We start from the raw sequence: 14,439 nt of genomic DNA, 5'->3' as shown, positions 1-14,439 counted from the left end.
CGTCGGGGGCGGCTCGTAGACTCGGAGCATGCCGTCTGACTCCTTCGTCCACCTGCACGTGCACAGCGAGTACTCGATGCTCGACGGGGCGGCGAAGCTCTCCGCGATGACGCAGGCCGCCGCGGACTACGCCATGCCGGCGATCGCGGTGACCGACCACGGCAACACGTTCGCGGCGTACGAGTTCTACAAGGCCGCGAAGGCGTCCGGCGTCAAGCCGATCATCGGGCTCGAGGCCTACGTCACACCCGGCACGCACCGCAGCGACAAGTCGCGCGTGCAGTGGGGCTCACCCGATCAGAAGAGCGACGACGTCTCGGGCTCCGGCGCGTACACCCACATGACCATGTGGAGCGAGACCACTCAGGGCATGCACAACCTGTTCCGGCTGAGCTCGCGCTCGAGCATGGAGGGCTACTACTTCAAGCCGCGCATGGACCGCGAGCTGCTGCAGACGTACGGCAAGGGCCTCATCGCGACGACCGGATGCCCGTCGGGCGAGATCCAGACCCGCCTGCGTCTCGGGCAGTACGACGCCGCACGCGCGGCGGCCGCGGAGTTCCAGGACATCTTCGGCAAGGAGAACTACTTCGCCGAGATCATGGACCACGGTCTCTCCATCGAGCGCCGGGTCATGACCGACCTCCTGCGGCTGTCGAAGGACCTCGGCATCCCGCTGGTCGCCACGAACGACTCGCACTACACGCACCAGCACGAGGCCGACGCGCACGCCGCGCTCCTCTGCGTGCAGTCCGGTTCGACCCTCGACGACCCGAACCGCTTCAAGTTCGACGGCGACGGGTACTACATCAAGACCGCGCAGGAGATGCGCCAGCTGTTCCGCGATCATCCGGAGGCGTGCGACAACACCCTCCTCATCGCCGAGCGCTGCGAGGTCGAGTTCAACACCTCGGCGAACTACATGCCGCGCTTCCCGGTCCCCGATGGCGAGACCGAGGAGAGCTGGTTCGTCAAGGAAGTGGAGAAGGGGCTCCACTACCGGTACCCGAACGGCATCCCCGACGCCTCCCGCAAGCAGGCCGAGTACGAGATCGGCATCATCACCCAGATGGGCTTCCCGGGGTACTTCCTCGTCGTCGCCGACTTCATCAACTGGGCCAAGGACAACGGCATCCGCGTGGGTCCGGGTCGCGGCTCGGGTGCGGGATCGATGGCCGCGTATGCCATGCGCATCACCGACCTCGACCCGCTCGAGCACGGTCTCATCTTCGAGCGCTTCCTCAACCCCGACCGCGTCTCGATGCCCGACTTCGACGTCGACTTCGACGACCGTCGCCGTGGTGAGGTCATCGACTACGTCACCGCGAAGTACGGCTCCGAGCGCGTCGCGCAGATCGTCACATACGGCACGATCAAGTCCAAGCAGGCCCTGAAGGACGCCGGCCGCGTCCTCGGCTTCCCGTTCAGCATGGGCGAGCGCCTCACGAAGGCGATGCCGCCGGCGGTGATGGGCAAGGACATGCCGCTCGACGGCATGTTCAACCCCGAGCACCCCCGGTACAAGGAGGCGAGCGAGTTCCGGACGGTCATCGAGACCGACCCGGAGGCGCGCACCGTCTTCGACCGCGCGGTGGGCCTCGAGGGGCTGAAGCGCCAGTGGGGCGTGCACGCGGCGGGCGTGATCATGTCGAGCGAGCCGCTCATCGACATCATCCCGATCATGCGCCGCGAGCAGGATGGCCAGATCGTCACGCAGTTCGACTACCCGGCGTGCGAGTCACTGGGTCTCATCAAGATGGACTTCCTCGGGCTGCGGAACCTGACCATCCTGTCGGACGCGCTCGACAACATCCGGACGAACCGGGGTGAGGAGCTCGACCTCGAGCACCTGCCCCTCGACGACCGCGGCGCCTACGACCTCCTCTCCCGCGGCGACACCCTCGGCGTCTTCCAGCTCGACGGCGGGCCGATGCGGTCGCTGCTGCGCCTCATGAAGCCCGACAACTTCGAGGACATCTCCGCCGTCATCGCGCTGTACCGTCCGGGCCCCATGGGCGCGAACTCGCACACGAACTACGCACTGCGGAAGAACGGCCTGCAGGAGATCACGCCCATCCATCCGGAGCTCGAGGAGCCGCTGCGCGACATCCTCGACACCAGCTACGGCCTCATCATCTACCAGGAGCAGGTGATGGCCATCGCCCAGAAGGTGGCCGGCTTCAGCCTCGGCCAGGCCGACATCCTCCGCCGGGCGATGGGCAAGAAGAAGAAGTCCGAGCTCGACAAGCAGTACGAGGGCTTCGCCGGCGGCATGAAGGAGCGCGGCTTCGGCGAGGGTGCCATCAAGGCGCTGTGGGACATCCTGCTGCCCTTCTCGGACTACGCGTTCAATAAAGCGCACTCCGCCGCATACGGCGTCGTGTCGTACTGGACCGCGTACCTCAAGGCGCACTATCCCGCCGAGTACATGGCGGCCGTGCTCACGAGCGTCGGGGACTCCCGCGACAAGCTCGCGATGTACCTCAACGAATGCCGTCGAATGGGCATCCACGTGCTGCCGCCGGACGTCTCGGAGTCGATCGGCTTCTTCGCGGCCGTCGGCGACGACATCCGCTTCGGCCTGGGCGCCATTCGGAACGTCGGCTCCAACGTCGTCGACGGCATCATCTCGGCGCGCGCAGAGGGTGCGTACTCCGACTTCCACGACTTCCTCCGCCGCGTGCCCATGCATGTGGCGAACAAGCGCACCGTCGAGTCGCTCATCAAGGCGGGTGCCTTCGACACGATGGGATCGACGCGCCGCGCGCTGCTGGAGATCCACGAGCAGGCCGTCGAATCCGCCGTCACCGACAAGCGCAACGCCGCGGGCGGCGCCATCGGCTTCGACTTCGACAGCCTGTGGGACGAGCCCGAGGCGGTGCAGAAGGTGCCCGAGCGCCCGGAGTGGACGAAGAAGGACAAGCTCGCCTTCGAACGCGAGATGCTCGGCCTCTACGTCTCCGACCATCCGCTCGCCGGGCTCGAGGTGCCGCTGGCGAAGCACCGCTCGATCACGATCAGCGACCTGCTCGCCTCCGAGGACCTGCAGGATGGCGACCAGGTCACCGTCGCGGGGCTCGTCACGAGCGCGCAGCACCGCGTGGCGAAGTCGAGCGGCAACCCGTACGGCATGATCACGATCGAGGACTTCGACGGCGAGGTCACCGTCATGTTCATGGGCAAGACGTACGTCGAGTTCCAGCCGATCCTGCAGCAGGACTCGGTCCTCGCGGTGCGCGGTCGCGTCTCGCGGCGCGACGACGGGCTGAACCTGCACGCGCAGATGGCGTTCGTGCCCGACGTGGGGTCGCTCGAGGTGTCCGGTCCGCTGACGCTGCTCCTCCCGGAGCAGCGGGCGACCGAGCGCGTCGTCGAGGACCTCGCCGACATGCTGCGCCGTCATCGCGGTGAGACCGAGGTGCGGCTGAAGATGCATCGCGGCCGCACGGCGAAGGTGTTCGAGGTGCCGCTTCCCGTGTCGATCACGGCGGAGCTGTTCGGAGATCTGAAGGCGCTTCTCGGCCCGCAGTGCATCGCCTGATGGGGCGGATGACCGAAGGCGGCGGGCGCATCGGCTCGGCCACTAAGATCGAGCCTCATCGACGGAAGGAATCAGGGTGAGCGAGCAGTACCCCGGACATACGCCGGAGTCGGAGCCGGCCGCGCACGCGCTGCCGGAGCCGAACGAGGGCGACGGCAGTCCGCAGAAGGGCGTCGGACCGTTCTCGGCCCGTGAGCTCATCCTCGTCATCATCGGCGGCGTGGCGCTGCTGACGTCGTTCTTCTCGATCGTGCACTTCTCGTTCCATCCGATCTGGGCGGTCGGGCTGGACTGGGTGCTCGCGGCGCTGGTGCCGGTGGCGGCAGCGCTGCTCATCCTGCTGCGGCGGGTGGCGCCATCGGCGATCACGCGCGTCGGCTCGCTGAGCATCGACCAGTTCGCCTCGGTCGCGTTCTCCGTCGGCGCGGTGACGTGGATCGGCCGCCTCGCCTGGGGAGCCCAGGGCGGGGAGTCCTTCCTCACATGGGTGCCGTGGCTCGAGACGCTGCTCATGCTCGCCGGCGTGTTCTTCACGGTCGTCGCGCCGTTCGTGCCGCCGTTCCGCGAGGACTTCGAGGGCCGCCCCGAGCGCGTCGCGCACCCCGCGGCGCGCGTCGCCCGGCCGATCCGCCACGAGCCCCGCCCGGCCACCGCCGGCTGGACGCCCGGCCAGTTCGTCGGCCAGCCCTACGGCCAGCAGCAGCACTTCGGCCAGCAGCCGGGAGCGCAGCCCGGGGAGCAGCCGTACGGCCAGCCCGCGCCGCACGGGCAGCAGCCCTTCGGCCAGCCGTACGGTCAGCCGCAGCAGTTCGGTCAGCCGCAGTCGTACGGCCAGCAGCAGGCCCACGGGCAACCGCACGCGCAGCAGCCCTATGGTCAGCAGCAGGCGTACGGGCAGTCGCAGCCCTACGGCCAGCAGCCGTACGGCCAGCAGCCGTACGGCGACCAGCCGGCGGGCACCGCGCCCGGGGACCAGGCGGAGAGTCAGACCGTGAACCCCTACCTCGCCGCGTCCGCGTCGCAGGAGGTCGCCGGACTGCACGTGCCGGAGCCCGATGCCGAGCAGCCCGCACCGGCGCCCGAGCACGGCGACGTCGACGACCTCTCGCGCCTGATGGAGCAGGGCGCGGACGGGCACGGCGCTGCTCAGCCGTCCGTCGCTCAGCAGGCCGCTCAGCCCGCCCCCGCGAACCAGCCGTTCTGGGCGCTCGTGCCCGAGGAGCGCGACGTCGTCGACGAGACCGGCGCGCCGCTCTTCCGCATCGGCCCCACCGCCTGGGCGCTCGTGCTGGAGGACCGTGGCGAGGTCTACGTCGTGCGGGACGACGACGGCCGCGTCGGCTACCTGCACGACGTCTCCGGCGTCACGCGGGGCTGAGCGTCGCTCCCGCGGTCTTCGGCGCCCGAAGACCGCGGGATAATCGTCCTATGCGCACTATCGACCTCCGCGGCCGCAGGCTCAGCACGGCCGAGCTCCTGGCCGTCGTCCCCCGCGCCGCCGAGGCGCTGCAGACGGCCGCCTCCGTGGCTGCCGAGATCGTCGCCGACGTCCGCCGCCGCGGGGAGGACTCCCTGCGCGAACAGGCCGAGCGGTTCGACGGCGTCACCGGGCACGAAGTGCGCGTGCCCGCCGCTCACATCGTGGAAGCGGTCGCGGGCCTCGACCCGCGCGTGCGCGTCGCGCTCGAGCAGGCCATCCAGCGTGTGCGCGCGGCCTCGGCCGCCCAGGTGCCGCCGGCTCGCGAGACGCGCATCGGATCCGGCGCCCGCGTCCTCCAGCGGTGGCAGCCGGTCACCCGTGCGGGCGTCTACATCCCGGGCGGCAAGGCGGTCTACCCCTCCAGCGTCGTCATGAACGTCGTCCCCGCACAGGTTGCGGGCGTCTCGCGCATCGCGCTCGCGTCGCCGCCGCAGGCCGACCAGGCCGGGCGCGTGCACCCCACGATCCTGGCCGTCGCCGGGCTCCTCGGCATCGACGAGGTCTACGCCATGGGCGGTGCCGGCGCCATCGGCGCGCTCGCATCGGGCGTCGCGTCGCTCGGCCTCGACCCCGTCGACGTGGTCTCGGGGCCCGGCAACAACTTCGTCGCCGCCGCCAAGCGCGCCGTGGCCGGTTTCGTCGGGACCGACGCCGAGGCCGGCGCGACCGAGATCCTCATCGTCGCCGACGAGTCGGCCGACCCTCGCCTGATCGCCTACGACCTCGTCAGCCAGGCCGAGCACGACGAGCAGGCGTCGGCCGTGCTCGTCACCACGTCGGCGCCGCTCGCCGACGCGGTGACGGCCGAGCTGCAGCGCATCCAGCCCCTCACGCGGCACGCCGACCGCGTCGCAACGGCGCTCGCGGGGGAGCAGTCGGCCGTCGTCCTCGTCGACGACTCGGCCACCGCAGAGGCGTTCAGCAACGCCTACGCGCCCGAGCACCTCGAGCTGCACCTCGCCGACGCCGCCGAGGCGGCAGCGCGCTACACGAGCGCCGGGGCGATCTTCGTGGGCGGATACGCGCCGGTCAGCCTCGGCGACTACCTCGCGGGCTCCAACCACGTCCTCCCGACCGGGGGACAGGCGCGGTACGCGTCGGGCCTCGGCGCGCACACCTTCCTGCGGCCGCAGCAGGTCATCGAGTACGACCGGGATGGGCTGGCCGAGGTCGCCGACGCCATCGTCGCGCTGGCGGATGCGGAGGCCCTCCCCGCGCACGGCGAGGCGATCACCGCCCGGTTCTCGGACGCGGCCGAGTAGGCTGGCGCCTCATGCACTGTCCGTTCTGCCGCCACGGCGACTCCCGCGTCATCGACTCCCGCACGAGCGACGACGGCCTCTCCATCCGGCGACGCCGGCAGTGCCCGCAGTGCGGCGGACGGTTCTCCACTGTCGAGACCGCGAGCCTCAACGTCATCAAGCGCTCCGGCGCGGTCGAGCCCTTCAGCCGCGAGAAGGTCGTGCTGGGCGTGCGCAAGGCGTGCCAGGGACGCCCGGTGACCGACGCGGACCTCGCGATCCTCGCGCAGAAGGTCGAGGAGTCGCTGCGGCAGACCGGACTCAGCCAGATCGACGCGAACGACATCGGCCTGGCCATCCTCGGTCCGCTCCGCGAGCTCGACGAGGTCGCCTACCTGCGCTTCGCGAGCGTCTACCAGGCGTTCGACTCCCTCGAGGACTTCGAGAGCGCGATCGCCGACCTGCGTGCTGACCACGCGCTGCGCGGTCGGGCGGACGCCGCCACGGCGAACTGACGGCGCCACCCGATACCCTGGCGGGGATGTATCCCCTCCTCTTCACGCACGTCCTCTCGCGCTTCGATCCCGAGACGGCGCACCACCTGGCCATGCCCGTGATCCGGGCCATGGGCATCCGCCCCCTCTCCTGGGCCGCGCGCGCCCTCACGCGTCCAGCGCCCGAACTGCGGGTGCACGCGCTCGGCCACGAGTTCCCGACGCCGTTCGGAGTCGCGGCCGGGTTCGACAAGAACGCGGTCGCCGTGCGCGGGCTCGACGCCCTCGGGTTCGGACATGTCGAGGTCGGCACGCTCACGGCCATCCCGCAGCCCGGCAACCCGAAGCCGCGCCTGTTCCGCCTCGTCGCCGATCGGGCGCTCGTCAACCGCATGGGGTTCAACAACCACGGCGCCGCGGCCGCCGCGAAGCGCCTCGCGCGCCTGCGCCGCGGGGGAGCGGTCGTCGGAGTGAACATCGGCAAGAGCCGCATCGTGGACGTCGCCGACGCGACCGCCGACTACGTCGCCAGCGCGCGGATGCTGAGCCCGCTCGCCGACTACCTCGCCGTCAACGTCTCCTCGCCGAACACACCGGGGCTCCGCGGGCTGCAGGCCGCCGAGACGCTGCGTCCGCTGCTGTCCGCCGTCAGAGCCGCGGCGGGCGACACTCCGCTGCTCGTGAAGATCGCCCCGGACCTGCCCGACGAGGAGATCGACGGCATCGCGCGACTCGCGCGCGAGCTCGGGCTCGCCGGGCTCGTCGCCACGAACACGACCATCGCGCGCGACGGCCTCACCGCCGACCCGGTCGCGATCATCCGGGCGGGCGACGGCGGCCTCTCGGGGGCGCCGCTGAAAGCGCGCTCGCTCGAGGTGCTGCGGGTGGTGCGCGCCGCCGTCGCGGACCCGGGCTTCTGCGTGATCTCCGTGGGCGGGGTGGAGACCGCGGCCGAGGTGCAGGAGCGCCTCGACGCCGGCGCCACGCTCGTGCAGGGCTACAGCGGCTTCATCTACGAGGGGCCGTTCTGGGCGCGCCGCATCAACCGCGATCTGCGGGCCCTGCGAGCGAAGCGCTGACCAGGGAGCACGTCCGCGTCGTACGCAGGAAGCCCCGGAGCCATGGGCTCCGGGGCTTCCTGCGATGCGCGGGGGTCAGGCGGCGGGGTAGTGGCCGCGCTTGACCTGCGGCTTGGGCAGGCGCATGAAGCGCATCTGCACCGAGCGCATGGCCGCGTACCAGCCCAGGCCCTTCTCGAGCTTGTCCTTGCCGCCGAACTTCTCGGCCGCGAGCGTCTTCACGCGACGCGACAGGATGAACATGTCGCCCACGGCGAAGAGGATGAAGATCCACAGCACGATGAACGACCAGAACTGGGTCGCGGCGAGCGGGATGAAGGTCGCGACGATGACGAGCACCATCATCGGCATGAGGAACTCGCCCAGGTGCCAGCCGGCGTCGGTGAAGTCGCGGGCGAACTTCTTCTGCGGGCCCTTGTCGCGCACCGGGAGGTACTTCTCCTCGCCGTTGGCCATGCCGATGCGAGCGCGCTCCTGGCGCGCGCGCAGGTCGGCCCTGGCGGCCTGGCGGGCCTCCTTGGTCGCGGGAACGAGGGGGCGCCGGTTCGCCGCCTCGCGCTCGGCACGGGTCGGGGTGGGGCGTCCTTTCCCGGCAGGGGGCGTCGTCGATGACGCATTGTTCTCGGCGGAAGGTGTCTTGGCCATGAGGGAACCTCGGAAGTCTCGTCGCGGGATTACCTAAGATTACCGGCATGACCTCCCAGCTTTCTGCGGAACCCCAGCTCGTCGAAGCCGCGGAAGGAGGCATCCCCTCGGCCCTCGCGGATCTCGGCCGCCTCGTGCGGATCCCGGGCATCGCGTGGCCCGCCTTCGATCAGGAGCAGCTGCAGCGCAGCGCGCGCGAGATCGCGCGCCTCGCGGAGGAGACCGGCGTCTTCGACGAGGTCGCCATCCGCACCGCCGCCATCCCGGAGACGGGGGAGCAGGGGCAGCCCGGCATCCTCGCCACGCGCGCGGCCCGCAACGGCAAGCCGACCGTGATGCTGTACGCGCACCACGATGTGCAGCCTCCCGGCGACGAGGCCCTGTGGGAGACGCCCCCCTTCGAGCCGACCGTGCGCGACGGGCGCCTCTACGGGCGCGGCGCCGCCGACGACAAGGCCGGCGTCATGGCGCACATCGCCTCGCTCCGCGCGCTGCGCGAGACCTACGGCGACGACCTCGATCTCGGCGTCGTGCTCTTCATCGAGGGCGAGGAGGAGTTCGGCTCGCGCTCGTTCACGCAGTTCCTCGCCGACAACGCGGAGGCGATGCGCTCCGACGTCATCGTCGTGGCCGATTCGGGCAACTGGGACAGCGAGACGCCCGCCGTCACGGTCTCGCTGCGCGGCAACGCGAAGTTCCACCTCACCGTGCGCACGCTCGACCACGCGTCGCACTCGGGGATGTTCGGCGGCGCGGTGCCCGACGCCATGCTGGCCACGGTCAAGCTGCTCGCCACCCTGTGGGACGACGAGGGCGCTGTCGCCGTCGAGGGCCTCGCCGAGCGCGACAGCGAGACGCCGGCCTACGACGAGAACACCCTGCGCAGTGAGACCGGCCTGCTCCCGGGCGTCACCCCCATCGGAGGCGGCACCATCCTGTCGCGCATCTGGAACAAGCCGTCGATCACCGTCACCGGCATCGACTTCACCGGCGTCGCCGCCGCGTCCAACACCCTCTCCTCCGAGGTCACCGTCGTCGTGAGCGCGCGCGTCGCCCCCGGGCAGAGCGCGCAGGACGCCTACGACGCCATGGAGCGCCACCTCCGCGCACGCGCCCCGTTCGGCGCGCAGCTGAGCTTCAGCGACGTCGACCTCGGCAACGGCTTCCTCGTCGACACGAGCGGATGGGCGGTGGAGACCGCGCGGGGAGCCATGCGCGACGGCTATGGCCGTGACGCCGTCGACTACGGCGTGGGCGGGTCGATCCCGTTCATCGCCGACCTCGTCGAGCGCTACCCCGATGCGCAGATCCTCGTCACCGGCGTGGAGGACCCGCACTCTCGGGCTCACAGTCCGAACGAGTCGCTGCACCTCGACACGTTCCGGCACGCGATTCTCGCCGAGACGCTGCTGCTCGCGCGCGCGAACGAGCGCACCGTCTGAGACGGCGCTGGGGGTGGGGCGTCCGCCGCCCCGCTCCCAGCGCGCCGCGTTACCATGGAGAGAACCCGCCGCCTGCGCGCGGCAGTCCTCGAAGGAGCGTCATGACAGACACGACACTTGCGGCCGATGCCGCCACGCGCGCTCACGGCGTGAGCCTCAGCGATGCCGCAGCCGCGAAGGTGAAGAGCCTGCTCGAACAGGAGGGTCGCGACGACCTCCGCCTTCGCGTCGCCGTTCAGCCGGGTGGCTGCTCGGGCCTCATCTACCAGCTCTACTTCGACGAGCGCTACCTCGAGGGCGACGAGACCGTCGACTTCGACGGCGTCGAGGTCATCGTCGACAACATGAGCGTCCCGTACCTCGACGGCGCGCAGATCGACTTCAAGGACACGATCTCGGAGCAGGGCTTCACGATCGACAACCCGAACGCCTCGGGTTCCTGCGCCTGCGGAGACAGCTTCCACTGAGCCATCCGCTCGCGTCGAGCACGTCAGCGAGAGCCCCGCGCCTCACCGGAGCGGGGCTTTCGCATGTCCGAAGCGCCGCCGTCGCCGCGGCGCGCCCTGCGAGCTTGGCCAGAATCGCGTGTGCGATTGCCGTAGACTTGCAGATGCCCTATCCACGTTCGAAAGGTGAGTTCGTGCCGTCGAAACGCCATCTCCGCTGGGCCGCGATCCCCGTGATCGCTGCGGCAGCCGTCGCTATCGCAGGGTGCTCGCCCACGGAACTGCACGGATACCTTCCGGGGTTTGATGAGTCCGGGACGGCCACCACCGACCAGGCGCCCATCATCTCGTCGCTCTGGGTCGGCTCGTGGGTCGCTGCGCTCGTCGTCGGCATCGTCACCTGGGGCCTGATGCTCTGGGCGATGATCGCCTATCGCCGTCGCAAGGGTCAGACCGGTCTGCCCGTCCAGCTGCGCTACAACATGCCGATCGAGATCTTCTTCACGGCGACGCCGCTCATCCTCGTCCTGGGTCTGTTCGCCTTCACGGCGCGCGACCAGGCGATCATCGAGGACCAGCACGAGGACCCCGACGTGACCATCACCGCGATCGCCAAGCAGTGGTCGTGGGACTTCCAGTACAACGGCGAGGAAGAAGACGGCTCCGACGCCGTCTGGACCATGGGCGTCCACGCTCAGGCCGATGAGGCGGGGAACATCAACCAGGACGAGCTCCCCACGCTCGTCCTGCCGGTCGACAAGCGCGTGACGATCGACCTCGAGTCGCGCGACGTCCAGCACTCGTTCTGGATCATCGACTTCCTGTACAAGAAGGACATGTACCCCGGGCATGAGAACGCCTGGTCCTTCATCCCGACCCGCGAGGGCGAGTACGCCGGCAAGTGCGCCGAGCTCTGCGGCGAGTACCACTCGATGATGCTCTTCAACGTCAAGGTCGTCAGCGAAGCCGAGTACGAGGCGTACCTCGACGAGCTCGAGGCCAAGGGGCAGACGGGGAACATCAAGAACGTCTACGACCGCCTCACGAACAACCCCGGCACGGGGCCCGTGGGCAACCCCGACGAAGAGGAGCACTGATCATGGCGACCGTCACGGACCGCCCGACTACGCTGCCCCCGCGGCAAGCTGCTCTGCTGAGCGGCTCCCGTGTGGAGCAGAAGGGCAACATCGTCGTCAAGTGGATCACCTCCACTGACCACAAGACCATCGGGTACATGTACCTGATCGTCTCCATGCTCTTCTTCTGCCTGGGCGGCGTCATGGCGCTCATCATCCGCGCGGAGCTCTTCGCTCCCGGGATGCAGATCGTCCCGACGAAGGAGCAGTACAACCAGCTGTTCACGATGCACGGCACCGTGATGCTGCTGATGTTCGCGACGCCGCTCTTCGCCGGCTTCGCCAACGCGCTGCTGCCGCTGCAGATCGGCGCACCCGACGTCGCGTTCCCGCGTCTGAACGCGTTCGCCTTCTGGCTGTTCACGTTCGGCTCGCTCATCGCCGTCGCCGGCTTCCTCACCCCGCAGGGAGCGGCCTCCTTCGGATGGTTTGCCTATCAGCCGCTGGCGAATGCGTCCTTCACGCCAGGCATCGGCGGAAACCTCTGGATGCTGGGTCTCGGCATCTCGGGCTTCGGCACGATCTTCGGCGGTGTGAACTTCATCACGACGATCATCACGATGCGCGCGCCCGGCATGACCATGTGGCGCATGCCGATCTTCACGTGGAACACGCTCATCACGAGCCTCCTCATCCTGATCGCCTTCCCCGTGCTGGCCGCCGCCATGTTCGGCGCCGCGTCGGACCGCATCTTCGGCTCGCACATCTACGACCCGCAGAACGGCGGCGTGCTGCTGTGGCAGCACCTGTTCTGGTTCTTCGGGCACCCCGAGGTGTACATCATCGCGCTGCCGTTCTTCGGCATCGTCTCTGAGGTCTTCCCGGTCTTCAGCCGCAAGCCGATCTTCGGGTACAAGACCCTCGTCTACGCGACGATCGCGATCGCGGCGCTGTCCGTGTCGGTGTGGGCTCACCACATGTACGTGACCGGCGCCGTGCTGCTGCCGTTCTTCGCGCTGATGACGATGCTCATCGCGGTCCCGACCGGTGTGAAGATCTTCAACTGGATCGGCACCCTCTGGCGGGGTTCCGTGACGTTCGAGACGCCGATGGTGTTCGCGCTGGGCTTCCTGGTGTCGTTCGTCTTCGGCGGCCTGACCGGCGTCATCCTGTCGTCTCCTCCGCTCGACTTCCACCTGAGCGACTCGTACTTCGTCGTCGCGCACTTCCACTACGTCGTCTTCGGCACCGTCGTGTTCGCGATGTTCGCCGGGTTCTACTTCTGGTGGCCCAAGTGGACGGGCAAGATGCTGAACGAGCGTCTGGGATACGTGCACTTCTGGATGCTGTTCATCGGCTTCCACATGACGTTCCTCATCCAGCACTGGCTGGGCGTCGACGGCATGGTGCGTCGTTACGCGGACTACTCCGAGGCCGACGGATGGACATGGGGCAACCAGCTGTCCACGGTCGGCGCGGTCATCCTCGGCGCCTCGCTGCTGCCGTTCTTCCTCAACGTGTGGATCACCGCCCGCAAGGCGCCGACCATCACGGTCAACGACCCGTGGGGCTACGGCGGCTCGCTCGAGTGGGCCACGTCGTGCCCGCCCCCGCGACACAACTTCACGTCGATCCCGCGCATCCGCAGCGAGCGTCCGGCCTTCGACCTGAACCACCCCGAGGCTGGCCTTCCGGTGGGCATCGGACCGGCGAAGGACGCGCCTGACGCGCCCGCCGTCGACCTCTCGGATGGGAAGGTGAAGTAATGCGGTCCAACTTCGTGCTCTGGTGGATCCTGTGCGCGTTCTTCTCGGTCGCCGCAGTGATCTACGCGGTGTGGGGCCTGACCTGGTACGACGGCACCATCGAGTGGGTCGGCACCGTGGCGCTGCTGTTCTCGGCCTTCATGGCGGCGCTCATCGCGTTCTACGTTCAGCTCGTGTTCCGCGGGCAGAAGGGCGTGGAGCTTCCGGAGGACCGGCTCGACGCGGACATCGACGACGGCGAGGTCGAGCAGGGCGAGTTCAGCCCCTGGTCCTGGTGGCCGCTCGTCCTGGCCAGTGCGGTCGCCATCGGCATGGTGGCGCTGGCGACGGCGCACTTCCTCATCCCCGTGGCGGCCGGCCTGCTGGTCGTCGGCCTCTTCGGCTGGGTGTACGAGTACTACCGCGGCAACTTCGCGCGCTGAGCGCCTGACGCTGAGAGAGGCCCCGATCCGGAATGCGGATCGGGGCCTCTCTCTGTCTGCGATGAGATCAGACGCGAGCGCTGGTCACGGTCAGAGGGTCGCGGTGTCGATGACGAAGCGGTAGCGCACGTCGCTGGAGAGGACGCGCTCGTACGCCTCGTTGATGCCTGCGGCGGCGATGAGCTCCGTCTCCGGGGCGATGCCGTGGTCGGCGCAGAAGTCCAGCATCTCCTGCGTCTCGGCGATGGAGCCGATGCTGGAGCCCGCGAAGGAGCGGCGGTTGCCGAACAGGGTGAACACGGTGATGGGGAGCGGCTCCGGCGGAGCTCCGACGTTCACCATGGTGCCATCGAGCCTCAGCAGCGACAGGTACCGATCGAGCGGGAGCGGGGCGCTGACGGTGTTGATGATGAGGTCGAACCGATTCGCGAGCGCGTCGAAGGTCGCGTCGTCCGAGGTGGAGCAGTGGTCGGCAGCGCCGAACGCCAGGGCGTCCTCCCGCTTGTCGAGCGTGCGCGACAGGACGGTGACCTCCGCGCCCATCGCGGCTGCGATCTTCACAGCCATGTGGCCGAGCCCGCCCATGCCCACGACGGCGACGCGCTTGCCGGGGCCGGCGTGCCAGTGGGCGAGCGGCGAGTAGGTCGTGATGCCTGCACACAGCAGGGGAGCGGCGGCCTTGTCGGCGGCGCTCGAAAACTGGACAGTAGCGGCGCGTGAAAAGTGAACACTCAACGATTGGAGAGTGATCACTTTGGAGGACTGGGCTCTGATCCGCAGGCTCGCTGCGGAAGGCGTCTCGAAGGC

At 69.3% G+C, this 14,439-nt stretch carries 11 protein-coding genes and 1 pseudogene; 10 read left to right on the top strand and 2 right to left on the bottom strand.

Annotated features, from left to right (window positions below):
- The first annotated feature begins 28 nt into the window (after window positions 1-28).
- The 5 genes from dnaE (at window position 29) to QWJ90_RS13175 (ending at window position 7,835) form a co-directional block, all read left to right on the top strand.
- Window positions 29-3,541 carry a DNA polymerase III subunit alpha gene (dnaE, locus tag QWJ90_RS13195; protein WP_290108316.1) on the top strand — a complete coding sequence of 1,171 codons (3,513 nt, stop codon included), beginning with the start codon at window positions 29-31 and terminating at the stop codon, window positions 3,539-3,541.
- Between the two features lie 76 nt (window positions 3,542-3,617).
- Window positions 3,618-4,919, top strand: coding sequence for a hypothetical protein (locus QWJ90_RS13190; protein WP_290108315.1), 1,302 nt, complete (start codon window positions 3,618-3,620; stop codon window positions 4,917-4,919).
- 50 nt (window positions 4,920-4,969) lie between these two features.
- Window positions 4,970-6,283 carry a histidinol dehydrogenase gene (gene hisD / locus QWJ90_RS13185; RefSeq protein WP_290108314.1) on the top strand — a complete coding sequence of 438 codons (1,314 nt, stop codon included), beginning with the start codon at window positions 4,970-4,972 and terminating at the stop codon, window positions 6,281-6,283.
- Window positions 6,284-6,294: 11 nt separating this feature from the next.
- Window positions 6,295-6,777 (top strand): transcriptional regulator NrdR, encoded by a 483-nt coding sequence (gene nrdR, locus QWJ90_RS13180; protein WP_156241670.1) that lies wholly within the window; start codon window positions 6,295-6,297, stop codon window positions 6,775-6,777.
- Between the two features lie 26 nt (window positions 6,778-6,803).
- Window positions 6,804-7,835: a quinone-dependent dihydroorotate dehydrogenase gene (locus tag QWJ90_RS13175; RefSeq protein WP_290108313.1), complete on the top strand. Its 1,032-nt coding sequence runs from the start codon at window positions 6,804-6,806 to the stop codon at window positions 7,833-7,835.
- Between the two features lie 75 nt (window positions 7,836-7,910).
- Here the strand turns inward: QWJ90_RS13175 and QWJ90_RS13170 are convergent, their stop codons facing one another.
- Window positions 7,911-8,480, bottom strand: a complete 570-nt coding sequence (locus tag QWJ90_RS13170) for a DUF3043 domain-containing protein (protein WP_290108312.1) — start codon at window positions 8,478-8,480, stop codon at window positions 7,911-7,913.
- Window positions 8,481-8,527: 47 nt separating this feature from the next.
- On the opposite strand from QWJ90_RS13170, the gene QWJ90_RS13165 reads away from it, so the two are divergent.
- From QWJ90_RS13165 to ctaF, 5 genes are all read left to right on the top strand, one after another.
- Window positions 8,528-9,922, top strand: a complete 1,395-nt coding sequence (locus tag QWJ90_RS13165) for a dipeptidase (RefSeq protein WP_290108311.1) — start codon at window positions 8,528-8,530, stop codon at window positions 9,920-9,922.
- A gap of 101 nt (window positions 9,923-10,023) precedes the next feature.
- Window positions 10,024-10,389, top strand: a complete 366-nt coding sequence (erpA, locus tag QWJ90_RS13160; RefSeq protein WP_156241666.1) for an iron-sulfur cluster insertion protein ErpA — start codon at window positions 10,024-10,026, stop codon at window positions 10,387-10,389.
- A 173-nt stretch (window positions 10,390-10,562) separates the two neighbouring features.
- Window positions 10,563-11,465 (top strand): aa3-type cytochrome oxidase subunit II, encoded by a 903-nt coding sequence (gene ctaC / locus QWJ90_RS13155; RefSeq protein WP_290108310.1) that lies wholly within the window; start codon window positions 10,563-10,565, stop codon window positions 11,463-11,465.
- Window positions 11,466-11,467: 2 nt separating this feature from the next.
- The gene (gene ctaD / locus QWJ90_RS13150; protein WP_290108309.1) at window positions 11,468-13,210 is read left to right on the top strand and encodes an aa3-type cytochrome oxidase subunit I; all 1,743 of its coding nucleotides are present in this window, start codon (window positions 11,468-11,470) and stop codon (window positions 13,208-13,210) included.
- Window positions 13,210-13,632, top strand: coding sequence for an aa3-type cytochrome oxidase subunit IV (gene ctaF, locus QWJ90_RS13145; RefSeq protein WP_290108308.1), 423 nt, complete (start codon window positions 13,210-13,212; stop codon window positions 13,630-13,632). The genes ctaD and ctaF overlap by 1 nt, the downstream gene beginning before the upstream one ends.
- Window positions 13,633-13,722: 90 nt before the next feature.
- Here the strand turns inward: ctaF and QWJ90_RS13140 are convergent.
- Window positions 13,723-14,307 (bottom strand): annotated as a pseudogene (locus tag QWJ90_RS13140) (NAD(P)-dependent alcohol dehydrogenase); the annotation flags it as partial.
- Window positions 14,308-14,439: the final 132 nt, after the last annotated feature.

This window comes from Microbacterium oryzae (genome assembly GCF_030406385.1).
In the GTDB taxonomy this organism is placed as follows: domain Bacteria; phylum Actinomycetota; class Actinomycetes; order Actinomycetales; family Microbacteriaceae; genus Microbacterium; species Microbacterium oryzae_A.
The sequence above is the reverse complement of the archived record's forward strand: the minus strand, read 5'-3'. Positions and strand labels throughout refer to the sequence as shown.

Coding starts and splice junctions, on each gene's coding strand:
- erpA (WP_156241666.1), top strand. CDS start 10,024: ATGACAGACACGACACTTGCGGCCGATGCCGCCACGCGCGCTCACGGC.
- ctaF (WP_290108308.1), top strand. CDS start 13,210: ATGCGGTCCAACTTCGTGCTCTGGTGGATCCTGTGCGCGTTCTTCTCG.
- hisD (WP_290108314.1), top strand. CDS start 4,970: ATGCGCACTATCGACCTCCGCGGCCGCAGGCTCAGCACGGCCGAGCTC.
- nrdR (WP_156241670.1), top strand. CDS start 6,295: ATGCACTGTCCGTTCTGCCGCCACGGCGACTCCCGCGTCATCGACTCC.
- QWJ90_RS13170 (WP_290108312.1), bottom strand. CDS start 8,480: ATGGCCAAGACACCTTCCGCCGAGAACAATGCGTCATCGACGACGCCC.
- QWJ90_RS13165 (WP_290108311.1), top strand. CDS start 8,528: ATGACCTCCCAGCTTTCTGCGGAACCCCAGCTCGTCGAAGCCGCGGAA.
- QWJ90_RS13175 (WP_290108313.1), top strand. CDS start 6,804: ATGTATCCCCTCCTCTTCACGCACGTCCTCTCGCGCTTCGATCCCGAG.
- ctaD (WP_290108309.1), top strand. CDS start 11,468: ATGGCGACCGTCACGGACCGCCCGACTACGCTGCCCCCGCGGCAAGCT.
- dnaE (WP_290108316.1), top strand. CDS start 29: ATGCCGTCTGACTCCTTCGTCCACCTGCACGTGCACAGCGAGTACTCG.